This is a genomic window from Paenibacillus flagellatus, assembly GCF_003217775.1.
GTDB classification, from domain to species: domain Bacteria; phylum Bacillota; class Bacilli; order Paenibacillales; family NBRC-103111; genus Paenibacillus_AB; species Paenibacillus_AB flagellatus.
Window position 1 is genome coordinate 1 of sequence record NZ_QJVJ01000006.1, and the last position, 11,866, is coordinate 11,866.

Below are 11,866 nucleotides of genomic sequence, written 5' to 3' on the forward strand. Positions count from 1 at the left end.
CAATAACGCCTTGCGTCGCTTCTGATAACGGTTCTGATCGACTCTCTCCTGCAACCACTTGTAGTAACCGCTCCTCGATACACCCAGCATGCTGCACATCTTCTCCAATCGAAATTCGGAGCGATGACCTTCGATAAATTGGAACCTCAGTTCCTTTCTTTGCTGAAGATGTGCATGGCCTTTTTTAGGATCGCGATTTCCTCCTGCAGGTCTTCGATTTCACGGGCTTGTCTTTCAATTTGCCGATCCTTGTCCCGAAGATGTTCGGGAGTCAGGACGGGCTCATTCTCGAACTTGCGGTGCAGCCTCATCCACTCATGCAAGGTGCCTTCCGGAATATTCAATTCCTCGGCGATTTGAGGAACGGTCTTTGTTTGTTCCTGAATGTACTTCACCGTCTTCATCTTGAATTCATCGTTGTAACGCTGCCTGATTTTCCCCATCACGGACACCTCTACATTTTTGATGACTATTATCCGGTTAACGTTACGAAGTGTCCACTTTTTATTCTAGCTGCAGAATTCCGGCTAATGACCCGAAACCTCGCCAAAGCCGGCTAATTAAGAGGAGCTTTTCCCGTTATTCCGATTCCGCCTGCTGAACGTCCAACCGCGGCAAATGCGCTCCTGCCTGCCTACCTACCGGCCTACCTGCCTGCCGGCGGTCCGCGTCGCCTCCAACCTCCCATCCGCGCGCTTCCGTCAACCTCGTACGCATACGTCTAGCCTCTAACATACAGGTGCTCCAGCGTAACGGCGCGCACCAAGCCGAGCGACTCCGCCACCCGGATGGACGCGGCGTTTTCGGCGGCAGCCTGATAGCGCGGAACGAGGCCGCGCGCAAGCAGACGGTCGACGGCCGCCCCCGCCGCCAGCCGGGCGCAGCCCTTGCCCCGGTATTCGTCTCTCGTACGGAGGGCGCCGATCTCCCACACCGTTCCGTAATTGCGGAACGTCAAGCACGCGCTCACAGGCTTCCCCCGTTCGTATACCGTGTAAGATTTCGCCCCGCCAGCGAACATCCGCCGCAGCTCCTCGGCCCCGTAACCGTTCGAGGACCATAACGGCGCCAGCCGCTCGTCGAACCCGTCCCCTTCCGCCACCGTTCCGAACTCCGCTCGTCCGATCGGCTCCGTGCGGGTGTATGTGTAGAACGCCCTTCTCCGTTCGGCCCGAAATACGCGCTCGATCTCCACCCGGTACTCGTTCCGCTGAACCTTGAACACCAGGTCTCCATCAGGCGTAAGTTCTTCGATCAGCGGGCGAATCGAACGCGCATCGGAGCCGGCGACGAAAACGACCGACTCCGCTTCCGGGTAAGCTTCCCGGTCGTAAGCGGAAAGCGCCGACGGCAGGCGCAGCAGCACGCCCCAATCCGCCCCCCGCTCCCTGACCTCGCATCCGATGCGGTCGCCGTAGGCGTCCAGCATTTTCAGCAGCGTAATATTCTCCATCACGTTGCGGCTCAAAAGCGCTTCGACGTTCGTCGGCATGCGGAAGCCTCCCTTGTTCGCCGGGCCGGGCGACGTTTTGAACGATTGTATGCCGGATGGCCGGCGGTGTCAACCGCGATCGATAGCATTAAGCCGGCATATGGAGCATCCCGGCCTGACGGTTTCAGCTGCGATGGCCTCCTCTCGACGACAAAGCTCCTTCCCGCACAGACAGGAAGGAGCTTAGCCGTCAATGGCCGCGGTCGTGGGAAACCGTCACCGTTACCGTGCGGTCCAACGAATGTCCCGCATAGTCGGTCGCCCGGTACGTGATCGAATAGATGCGTCCCGACCCGGAGCCCGACCGCGTCGCATTCAGCAGGAAGTCGGTGTCGAGCGTCCCGACGTCCGCTTCCCGGATATCGTCCGGCGTGCCGGTATCGTCGACCGTTACGGAGACGAGACGGACATCGGCGACGCCGGATACCGGGTCCGTCGCCAGCACCTCCGCATGCACCGGAACGGACTTGCCGTTCGGCGGCCACAGGACGGCGGGATCGACGGTTACGGCCAGCTCCGGATCGCCCGAATCCGTCTTTACCGTAACGGACCGGACCGCCTCCCGGTTGCCGGCTCCGTCCGTACTTCGGTATTCGACGGTATACGCGCCGTCGGACAGAACGAAAGGTCCCGTATATGCGGTCCATTCGCCCCCGTTCACCCGATATTCGGTCGATACCGGGCCCGAGCGGTTGTCGCGTGCCGTCAGCTTGACGGTCACGTCGGAGCCGTACCAGCCGCCGCCGTTCGCGGGCTGCGCCGATTCCAGCGCATGGCTCGTCACGGGAGGCTTCCCGTCTGCGATCGGATCTTTCAAGCCTTCGTACAGGACGTTCAGCAGATCGATGCCGCGGTCTTGACTCAGCTCCCAGATCATCGCCCCGCCAAGCTCTCTGTCGCGAATGTAATCCGCCTTCAAGCCTATCGACTGTTCGTCGTCGTAGCTGATGAACACCGATTCCGCCGGATTGAACAAATATGGGACTTTCGAGCCTTCGTGCCAATACCGGACGTAGCCGTTCTCCGTCAGCTTCTGGCCGACGATGCTGTCATACGTGACCGAGCCGCTGCCGGTGGCGGTAAACGGCTGGCGGAGGCCGTTGTTCGCGGCCGAGCTCACTTTGTACTTGTACCCGTAAAACGGAACGCCCATGACCAGCTTGTCGGCCGGAACGCCGGCGTCCAAATATGCCTGAACGCCTTTATCGACGCTGTACGTTTCGCCGTTCGCGTCGAACAGCGGGGCGTTGAAGTCGGCGCGCGTCTCCCACGTCCCGTGAATGTCGTACGTCATGATCTGGACGTAATCCAAATACTGCTGCGACACCCCGAGCTGGGCGTTGTGGGCGAAGCTCGCCGTCGCGCCTCCCGCGATCGTCAGCAAGTACCGTTTGCCGTCCTGGCGTCCCCGTTCGTCCAGCTTCTCCCTTACTTCGGCGAGCAGAAGCGGGTAATGGTCGCGGTCGGCCGGATTCGGCGTCGTGCCCGGGCCGCCGCCTACGACCGGGTATTCCCAGTCCAAGTCGACGCCGTCGAAGCCGTGGCGGACCATGAAATCGACCGCGCTTTCGGCGAATATCGTCCGGGACTGCTCCGTGGCCGCCGCCGCGGAAAACTGACCCGACCACGTCCATCCGCCTACCGATACGAGCGTTTTCAGGTGCGGGTACTTGGCCTTCAGCTTGGCCAGCGCCTCGAAATTTTTCGGATCCTGCACCGGATCGCCCATCTTGACCTTCAAGTCCTGCCCGATATCGGCGAACGCATAGTTCAAATGCGTCAGCCGGCTTGCATCCAGATCGTTCGCCACGTCAAACGAACCGTACGTCGACCATGCCGCGAAATACCCGACGATCCGGTTGGCCGGCGGTCGGTCCGCCGGCTCCCAATCCGGCCCGCTCGGCTGATCCGCCTTGTTGTCGACCAGGAAGACGCCGGTTCGAGTGACGAATTGTCCGGAGGAATCGTACGCGACCGCCTTGATGATCACGTCCCCTTCCGGTGCATAAGGCGTAGCCCAGTTGACGGAGTATGTACTTCCGGTTACCGTGACGGAGGGGAATTTCCAATAATCGCTTTCCGGCGCATGCAGCACCTTCGTAAAAAATTCGACCTTCTCCACCTTGCGGTCGTCGGTCGCTTGGACCGAGAGCGTCACGTTGCCCGAGTAGCCTTTGCTGCCCGGCGTAACGCCCGGAGCGCCGGAGGCGCGAATATCACCGACGACCGGCAGCGGATCGGGCGGCGTGCCGGCATCCGACGGAAGCCTGACCCCGATCGAGTTGTCGTCGATCGAGACGTTGCCGTCCAAGTCTTTCGCCTTGACGCGAAACGCGTACAGCTGCCCGGCATCAAGGCCGTCAACGGCATGCCGCAAGCTCGCCGTATCCGCCAAATGGACCCCGTTCCGCTCGACGACGTAGCCGTTCGCATCGGGTGCGGCGGAAGCCGCCCAGCTCAATTCGACGCTTGCGGACGTCCGCGAGCCGACCGTCAACGGAACGGGCGACGGCGGAGGCGTCTTATCGGGCGTGTTGTCCACGATCACTTGGCGAACGACCGATTCCGTCCGACCCGATGCGTAATGGAACGCGATTTTCAAATCGTAGAAGCCGTCCGGGACATACGGCTCGCCGGTCCCCCAGTTCCACGTATACGGCGGCTGCGTCCTCGCCGGGAACGGAAAGTAGGCGCTGTCCGGGGCGCTAGACGCTTTCGCGAAAAATTCGGCTTTGACCACGGTTTCGCCCGCGGCGGGGACGCCGGTGACGGCGGGCGCCGCTTCAACGGTTTTCCCGTCGGCGCGGATCGGGTAAATCTCGATCGATGCGCCCGCCGTAACCGGCGCGGCGGCGGCAAGCAGGCTCCCGAAGCCTAACGAAACGAACAGAAGCACGATCCATGCAAGGTTCAAACGAGCGGCTCTTGCTCTCATAAAACGCCTCCTTATGGGATAGTAAAATAGCGAAATCTATTTTTGTAAGCGCTTTACAAAACGAAAAGCATCACCTCCTTTCGGCAGCGTCGAAACCCGGGCGGCAGCAGTCCGCAGCGACAGCTCGGCAACGGGAACGGCTTAAGTTACGGGTCAAGAGTCAAGAGTCAAGAGTCAAGAGTCAAGAGCAAGGTAAGCATACGGGCGGGGTCATGACGAAACTCGGACGTTCCGTTCGCGGGTCGGTTGCTGACGGCGAAGCAGATAAGACGAAGAAAATGGGTGATCGTTACTTTCCAGGAAACTTTTATACGAAATCGAAGAGCTTGAGCCTATTATAGACTCTATGAATATTAATTTCAATATATTTGTATGATATAAAATTTTATTTCAAACACAAAAAAATCCCGGTCCAACTCGTGGAACCGGGACCATTCGCATGGCGGCTTCGGCCTATGTGCCGACGCCGGGGACGGCTTTCGAAGCGGCCCGTCAAACGGGACGGGCCGTCGAAGCGTCGCACGGCAAACCCGAGCTACCCGCCGAAGGCGATCCGGTAACCGTCGGCATCCCGTATCACGAACTCGCTCCAGCCTTCATTCCAACTCGGGTCTCTGGCGATTTCCGCGCCGGCCGCCAAGCATTCTTCGTACAGCCGCTTCAATTGCCCGCCGTCTCCGGCATAGCAGAAGACGTCGAAATATAACCCGCCCTCGATCGAAGAGTTCGGCCGGACCCATCCCGGGTCGGCAACGGGATGGAGCAGCAGCGTCACCGACGACCGGGTCATATGCAAATGGCTGATCGGGCCTCCGATATATTCCGCATGGAAGCCGAGTTTCTCATAAAGGGTCCGTGCCCGGTCCAAATCCGCCGTCGGCAGCACCACGGTCGGACCCGTCAATCGAATGTCGTTCGCTTGCGCATCCGTCATCCTTCCCGTCTCCCTTCTCCTTCCGTTCTCGCTTTCACCGATACTCGTGCGTTTCGTCCGGTCCGACCGTGTACGGAATGTACGCTTCGTAGCCGTCTTCGCGCGCGAACTCCAAATGGACCGCATGTGGCGCACCCGGGACCGCCTTCAAAAAACCGAACTGTTTGCCCAACCACCGATAAATGTTCGAATAATCCGTCCGGAACTCCTCCCTCGCTCGGTCGAACGAAAAAACGGCGTAATGCTGGCCCGGTATATCGAACCCTACCAGCTCCTCCGGCAAAACGGCATCCCGTTCGAACTCCCGGCAGACGAACAGCGTATGCTCGGTCAAGTCCGCGTACCGCTCGACGATCGGGTTGACGCAGAAGCGTCCGGGCAACGCACCGTCCACGTCCAGTCCGGCGGTCAGACGGTCGAGCCTGGCGGCGGCCTCGGCCAACGCGGACGCGGGATCGCGAACGTCGGCCGTAACGGCGACGCCGGCACAGCGAACGGCCGGCAGCGTGACATAGGTGAACGACCGCAGCCGAGGAAAATCCGGCCGGTTGACGTTGTCCGTTTCGTTCAGGCCGAACAGTCCGCTCCATACCCCGAACGAGTTGCCGTCCGGGTCGCGGAAGACGAACCAGTGCGTTCCCGCCACGCCAATCTCGAGCGGATCCGCATCGACGCCCTCCCGGACCAGATGATCGTGGAACGCCGCCGTATCCCGGATATGAAAATTGATCATGCCCTGTCCCTTTTTCTCCGGATTTTTCTCGATCCAGCATAGGCGGCCGGGCGACATTTCCATCGTCGCGAATACCGGATTGAAGGCCAGCACCTTGAACCGCAAGCAGCGGCAGTACCAGGCCAACGCGCTTTCCAGCTCCTCCACGTACAAGGTCGGAATTACCGATGCGACGACAGGCTCGGGCGTCGCTTTGCCGAGATGAACGGCCATTTGCAATCTCTCCTTTTATGTAAAACCGATTGGGATCGTTCCCGCTGCTACGGATGCCGTACAGCTTTCCAAACCTGACGCCGTCCGAAAAAAAAGTTCTCTCCCGATTCGACAGGAAAATTACCCCTCGTTCGCGAAACCAAACATCCGTGCGGTTTTGGCCGCAAAAAGGAGGGCCTGCGCATGACGTCGAATATCGACTTCAACGCGTCGTCGGACGAAGATTTGGTCGAGCGCGCTCGCCGGGGCGATCGCGAGGCGTACAACGAATTGCTCGCCCGTCATCGGGGGCGCGCCTTCTCGTGGGCGAAACGGATCGCACCGGACCCCCATCTGGCGGAAGATATCGTACAGGAAGCGCTCATCCGCGCTTTTTTGAAGCTCGGCTCGATGACCGATCTGACCAAGTTTTTGCCGTGGCTGCGTACGATCGTGCGCAACGAAGCCATGATGAAGCTTCGGCGCGGCGGCCCCCATGGGCGCGAGCGGCCGTTTACGGCTCTGACGGCGGCGAAGGGCGCATCCGACCGCGTCGAGCCCGACTGGCGCGATCTGGACACGGTGCTGCACCATTACGCGAAACGGCTGGGGAAGGCGGGCGGATCCGGGACCGATCGTCCCGACGCCGCCGATACGCCGCTCTCGGAATGGCTGCCCACCGTCATCGCCATGCTGGGCGCCAGGGAGCGCGAAGTGTTCGCCAAATTTTTTTACGAGCAATTGTCCCCGCAGGAAATCGCCGACCATTTCGATTCGAACGTCAATACGATTCACAAAGCGCTGTCCCGCATACGGCGCAAAGCCGACGAAACCCGCATCGAGCTCGATATCCGGAGCCGCATCCGGACCCATATCGAGACGAAAGGCGGCGGCAAAACAGTCGTTCTGGCGAAGCCGGCGCTCCGGGAGGAGCCCCCGGTTCATCCCGGGGCGGCTTATCCGAACGGCATGTACCATATGATGCGCGCGCTCGGCAAGCCGGTTACCTTAGCGGAGGTGACGGGCTACTCGGGCTACGCGTTCGTGCTGAACGTACGCCGCTCGACGATCGGAGCCGAGAGTCCGATGCTCTGGGACTGGGATACGTTCCTCTCGAACGGTTTTCTGAACTTGGGGTTCCATTCGCGCTATGTGGATTACCAGCATTATAAAAATGCCGGTTCGAGTCCGCATAAAACCCGGAATCTTCTTTTCGCCCTCGACATGATCCGGGAATCGATCGACAAAGGGGTGCCGGCGCTTCTAAGCGGCGCGATTTCGTACGAGCTCGCTTTGATTTACGGGTATGACGACGAGAAGCAGGTACTGTTCGCGATCGACCCGCAAGCTTGCGAGCGGATTCCCTACAGCAGCCTATATACGGGAAGTCCGAAGGTCGACAAAGCGATTTCCCGAGAGCTGTACGCGTTCGTGTGCGGCGACGAGCTGGACGAGGAGCGCCGGCGTCCGGCCCATAAGCTCGTCCGCCTCCTGGAACGGGTGATCCGCCATGCCGACGGCGGGGATTATACGTTTATGCCGTGTGCAGGAGGCTTGCGTGCTTACGACGAATGGATCGCCGCCTTCGAGAACGGGACGGTCGACCCGCTCGGCAACGCGTCGAACGCGGCCTTGTACGGGTGGCTCCGGGAGCAGGCCGCCCGGTTTTGGGAGGAGCGAGCGGAAGAGAACGCGAGGGGCGAGTCGGATGGGATGGGACGGAAGGCTGCGGAGCGGATGCGGCAGGCGGAACGCCGTTACCGCGACGTGAGCCGGACTTACGGGCAGCTGCGCGAGCTGTTTCCTTTTCCGCAAGGGGGATCTCCGCACGATCCCGCGTGCAGGCGGCAAGCGATTCGGCTGCTCCGACAGGCGAACGCGGACGAGGAAGCGGCGATCGGCCATCTTCGCGAGCTGCTGCGGACGATTCGGGACGAATCCGGCGAGAATCGCCCCGGCTCGACGGTCCATCATGTGACGCTCAGCCCGTTTTATTCGTTCGGCGGCGACCGTCCGAAGCCCGCCTCCGTTCCGCTCGCGTCCGCTGCGATCGAAGCCGTCGTGTGCGTGTGCGGGAGCTTGAGGGCGAGCGCGTCTTTCTACGGCAAGCTTCTCGGAGTCGATGTCGACGCGGCGCCCGAGCGGACGGACGGTCCGGTCGTGTTGTTTCCGCTGCGGGACGGCCGGCTGCTCGTCCTGATGGACCGGAGGCTCGATCTCAATCATGCGGACTGGCGCCCCGCCCTCTACATCCGCGTACCGGACGTGGACCAAGCTTACGGGGACGCCCGGCGGCAAGGCTGGACGATCGTCAATTTTCTGGACAAAGGCGGGCCGTTCACGAGCTTGTTCGTCGCGGCGGACCGGGACGGCCACCAGCTTATCGTCGGCAGCCATCCGCTGGCGGACGGCTTCCCGCTTGCCGGCTCCACTCCCGCGGAACATCCGCTCGTCCCCGCCGCCGGTCCGCCGACGCTTCCGGTCAAAGACCCGATCGCGTCGGCACGGGCTTACGCCGACCTGTTCGGGGCGGAAATGGCCGGAACCGCGCTGCGCTTCGCGGATAAGCTCTCCTCCGGGACGTCCGCCAAGCTGCGGCTCGAAGCGGCGGACGGCGATCGAGCGTATCGGCTGCTCCGGAACGAAGGCATCGCCGTCACCCTCGCGACCGAGATCGCCGAAACCGGTGCGCGCGAATGGCTGCTGCACGATCCGGACGGCAACCCGATCGTCATCCGAGCGGAGCGGCGGCCGCGGCCATAGGCCCGCATCCTATCGGCCAGCCGGACCGCCGCAATGGCAAAAAACCTGCGATTCACGAATGCGAAACGCAGGTTTTTTTAGCGCTACGGCCGACGGCACCGCCCCGTTCAAGCCTCCCGCATGCACAGGCTCGCCCACTCGGCGACCGCCTCCGTATAACGCTCCGCCCAGCGGGCGAACGGAAGAGCCGGGTCCCAGTCGACGCGGCCGATCGCCTTGGCGCAGCCCCAATCCAGCACCCGCTGGTGAAGCATATGCACCTTGAGCCGTTCCGCGAAAGCTTCCTTCTCCTCGCAGCGGCGGTAATACGACGCGACGAATCGCCGGGCGAGCTCTTCTTCCCCATCGTCCATATAGTAGACGATCATGCGAGGCAAGTCGGCCGGCCCGTCGCCAAAGTAGGAAGCGGTGAAATCGAACGCGCCGCTTAGCTCCCAGCCGTTCGCCGACCGGCGCACCAGGACGTTCTCCGGCTTGAAATCGCCCATGACGAACGTCGGCGCCCGCATCCGGTCGAACGCCTCCTCCGCGTCGGCCAAGACGCGTTCGACCCATTCCTCGTCGCTCTTTTCGATGACCGAGTATGTCTTGGCATCCTCCAGCCAGTACCGGATTCGCTCGTACAACCACGTTTTGTACGAGCTCTCGAACGGCCGCACGACCCCTCGGGCCGGATCGTACTCGCCGTAACACGGGGCTTTCCAGCCGTGCATGTCGCTCAAGCTTGCGGCCAGCAGCTCGGCGATCCGCGCTTCGTCTTCCCGGTTCCGTTCCGCCCGGAACGACGACTCGTTGATATGGCGTCCCGGCAGCCGCGGCATGACCGCATAGCTCCAGCCGAAAATGTCGTCCGTTTCGTCGATGCGATACGGGACGGGAACCGGTACGTTCGTTCGCTTGCTCAGCTCGTTTGCGAAAAAACGTTCCTCGACGAATTGTCCCTCATACAGCGGATTGCCCTTCAGTACGTACTCGCCCGAGGAGGCGGAGACGAACAGCGTCTGCCCCGCCACGCCGTCCGGCGTCCTTCGGTAAGAGATCGGCTCGCCCAAACCGAGCCGGGCGAGAGCCCTCCGAATCTGTTCGCCGGTGATGTCCCCCAGCTTCGCCGAGCCGAAAAAAATCGTCGTCGTCATCGCGTCGGACGCTCCTTCATTTGTTGTAAATGCGAATACGGGGCCGTCACCACCGACACATCAACCTTCACTTCCGCCGCCCCCCGTTTCGTCGTGCTTCCCATTGGATTCGCCCCCGTCCGGCCGATTCCCTCCATCCTTTCAGCCAGTTTTCAGCCAATCCTCAAGACGGCTTCAGGTTGGGAGACTACACTGGGTCTTGTGAAAAGCGAATCGAGGAACAGGATGTGACCTTATGGCGATCGAAGTATTCAACCGGTACGAGAACAAATATTTGCTGGACGACGCGGCCTATCGGCGATTTTACGACCGGCTGCTGGACCATATGGAGCTCGACGACTACAACAAGCACCATTCGTTTTACTCCATCGGCAACCTTTATTTCGACACTGAAAACGACGCGCTCATCCGGCAAAGCTTGGCGAAGCCGAAGTACAAGGAGAAGCTGCGCCTCCGCGCGTACGGCGTGCCCGGACCGGAGGAAAAAGTATATTTGGAGCTGAAGAAGAAGGTGTTCGGTCTCGTCAACAAACGAAGGACGGCGTTTGCGCTGGACGAGGCGTACCGATTCGTCGCCACGAAAACGGCTCCCGAGCTCCGGCCCTATATGAACGAGCAGGTCATTCACGAAATCGAATATGTGCTGCAGCGCTACGATCTGGTGCCGAAAGTGTACCTGGCCTACGACCGGAAAGCTTTGTTTTGCAAAAACAGCCGGGATTTGCGAATAACGTTCGACACGAATATCCGGTCCAGACGATACGATCTGAAGCTGGAGTGCGGGGATTACGGAGAACCGCTGCTGGAGTCCGGGCGGTGGCTGATGGAAGTGAAAGCGGAGAAGACGATTCCGATCTGGCTGTCGCAGCTGCTGGCGGAGCACGGCATGTATCGGACGAGCTTTTCGAAATACGGCAACGAATACAAAAAATATGCAGCGCGCGGCAAAGCGCTCAAGCTCAAGGGGGAAACACGGTATGCTTGATTCCATATTCGCCGACGTCCCGACGAATCCGCAGCTGACGTTAGCCCACGCCCTGCTTACGCTGCTCATTTCGGTCGCCTTGGGTGCCGTCATCAGCTTCACGTACATGAAGACGAGCGGGCGCGGCTATTCGCCCAGCTTCCCGCTGACGATGATGGTGCTTCCCGCGATCGTGGCCATTATCATTTTGCTGATCGGGAGCAATATCGCCAGGGCGTTCAGCTTGGCGGGCGCCTTCTCCATCATCCGGTTCCGGAGCGCGCCGGGCGATCCGAAGGATATCGCCTACGTCCTGTTTACGATGGCGGCGGGTCTGGCCGTCGGCGTAGGAGCGTACGGTTACGCCGCTTTGTTTACCGTTTCTCTCTGTTTGCTTATGTGTCTTCTGGCCTCCTTCAAATTCGGCGAACGAAAGTCGACGCAGCGCATGCTCAAAATTACGGTCCCGGAAAATTTGAGCTTCGAGGAGGCGTTCGACGAAGTGTTTCGGACGTACGACGTCGATTACGAGCTGAAAAAAGTACGCACGACCGAGCTGGGCAGCCTGTACGAGCTGGTGTACCTGATTACGCTGGATCGTCTTACGAATCCGAAAGAGCTTATGGACGCCATCCGATGCCGAAACGGCAATTTGGACATTACGCTCACGATGAGTCCGACGGCAACGGACTCCTATTAATCCGACGGAAGGAAGAT

Annotated in this window: 9 protein-coding genes; 3 read left to right on the forward strand and 6 right to left on the reverse strand. The window is 60.7% G+C overall.

What is annotated here, in order from left to right; all coding sequences use genetic code 11:
- Nucleotides 1-146 precede the first annotated feature (146 nt).
- From DLM86_RS14295 to DLM86_RS14315, 5 genes are all read right to left on the reverse strand, one after another.
- A complete protein-coding gene (locus DLM86_RS14295) occupies nt 147-443 on the reverse strand; it encodes a transposase (protein ID WP_110840724.1) in 297 nt (98 codons plus the stop codon).
- A 278-nt stretch (nt 444-721) separates the two neighbouring features.
- Complete coding sequence (locus DLM86_RS14300; protein WP_110840725.1) at nt 722-1,492, reverse strand: GNAT family N-acetyltransferase; 771 nt, start codon at nt 1,490-1,492, stop codon at nt 722-724.
- Nucleotides 1,493-1,682: 190 nt separating this feature from the next.
- Nucleotides 1,683-4,427, reverse strand: a complete 2,745-nt coding sequence (locus tag DLM86_RS14305; protein WP_110840726.1) for a glycosyl hydrolase family 18 protein — start codon at nt 4,425-4,427, stop codon at nt 1,683-1,685.
- 535 nt (nt 4,428-4,962) lie between these two features.
- Entirely contained in the window at nt 4,963-5,361 is a 399-nt protein-coding gene (locus DLM86_RS14310; protein ID WP_110840727.1) for a VOC family protein, read from the reverse strand.
- 34 nt (nt 5,362-5,395) lie between these two features.
- Nucleotides 5,396-6,307, reverse strand: a complete 912-nt coding sequence (locus DLM86_RS14315) for a VOC family protein (RefSeq protein WP_110840728.1) — start codon at nt 6,305-6,307, stop codon at nt 5,396-5,398.
- Between the two features lie 183 nt (nt 6,308-6,490).
- On the opposite strand from DLM86_RS14315, the gene DLM86_RS14320 reads away from it, so the two are divergent.
- Entirely contained in the window at nt 6,491-9,049 is a 2,559-nt protein-coding gene (locus DLM86_RS14320; RefSeq protein WP_110840729.1) for a sigma-70 family RNA polymerase sigma factor, read from the forward strand.
- A gap of 107 nt (nt 9,050-9,156) precedes the next feature.
- Here DLM86_RS14320 and DLM86_RS14325 read toward each other — a convergent pair whose 3' ends face one another.
- Complete coding sequence (locus tag DLM86_RS14325) at nt 9,157-10,185, reverse strand: phosphotransferase family protein (RefSeq protein WP_110840730.1); 1,029 nt, start codon at nt 10,183-10,185, stop codon at nt 9,157-9,159.
- A 235-nt stretch (nt 10,186-10,420) separates the two neighbouring features.
- On the opposite strand from DLM86_RS14325, the gene DLM86_RS14330 reads away from it, so the two are divergent.
- Together DLM86_RS14330 and DLM86_RS14335 are read left to right on the forward strand one after the other, a co-directional pair.
- Complete coding sequence (locus DLM86_RS14330; protein ID WP_110840731.1) at nt 10,421-11,170, forward strand: polyphosphate polymerase domain-containing protein; 750 nt, start codon at nt 10,421-10,423, stop codon at nt 11,168-11,170.
- Nucleotides 11,163-11,849 (forward strand): DUF4956 domain-containing protein, encoded by a 687-nt coding sequence (locus DLM86_RS14335; RefSeq protein ID WP_110840732.1) that lies wholly within the window; start codon nt 11,163-11,165, stop codon nt 11,847-11,849. The genes DLM86_RS14330 and DLM86_RS14335 overlap by 8 nt, the downstream gene beginning before the upstream one ends.
- The last annotated feature ends 17 nt before the right edge of the window (nt 11,850-11,866 follow it).

What these genes read in the sequence shown, in the direction of transcription:
- DLM86_RS14295 (WP_110840724.1), bottom strand. Translation starts at nt 443, where the DNA reads ATGGGGAAAATCAGGCAGCGTTACAACGATGAATTCAAGATGAAGACG.
- DLM86_RS14300 (WP_110840725.1), bottom strand. Translation starts at nt 1,492, where the DNA reads ATGCCGACGAACGTCGAAGCGCTTTTGAGCCGCAACGTGATGGAGAAT.
- DLM86_RS14305 (WP_110840726.1), bottom strand. Translation starts at nt 4,427, where the DNA reads ATGAGAGCAAGAGCCGCTCGTTTGAACCTTGCATGGATCGTGCTTCTG.
- DLM86_RS14310 (WP_110840727.1), bottom strand. Translation starts at nt 5,361, where the DNA reads ATGACGGATGCGCAAGCGAACGACATTCGATTGACGGGTCCGACCGTG.
- DLM86_RS14315 (WP_110840728.1), bottom strand. Translation starts at nt 6,307, where the DNA reads ATGGCCGTTCATCTCGGCAAAGCGACGCCCGAGCCTGTCGTCGCATCG.
- DLM86_RS14320 (WP_110840729.1), top strand. Translation starts at nt 6,491, where the DNA reads ATGACGTCGAATATCGACTTCAACGCGTCGTCGGACGAAGATTTGGTC.
- DLM86_RS14325 (WP_110840730.1), bottom strand. Translation starts at nt 10,185, where the DNA reads ATGACGACGACGATTTTTTTCGGCTCGGCGAAGCTGGGGGACATCACC.
- DLM86_RS14330 (WP_110840731.1), top strand. Translation starts at nt 10,421, where the DNA reads ATGGCGATCGAAGTATTCAACCGGTACGAGAACAAATATTTGCTGGAC.
- DLM86_RS14335 (WP_110840732.1), top strand. Translation starts at nt 11,163, where the DNA reads ATGCTTGATTCCATATTCGCCGACGTCCCGACGAATCCGCAGCTGACG.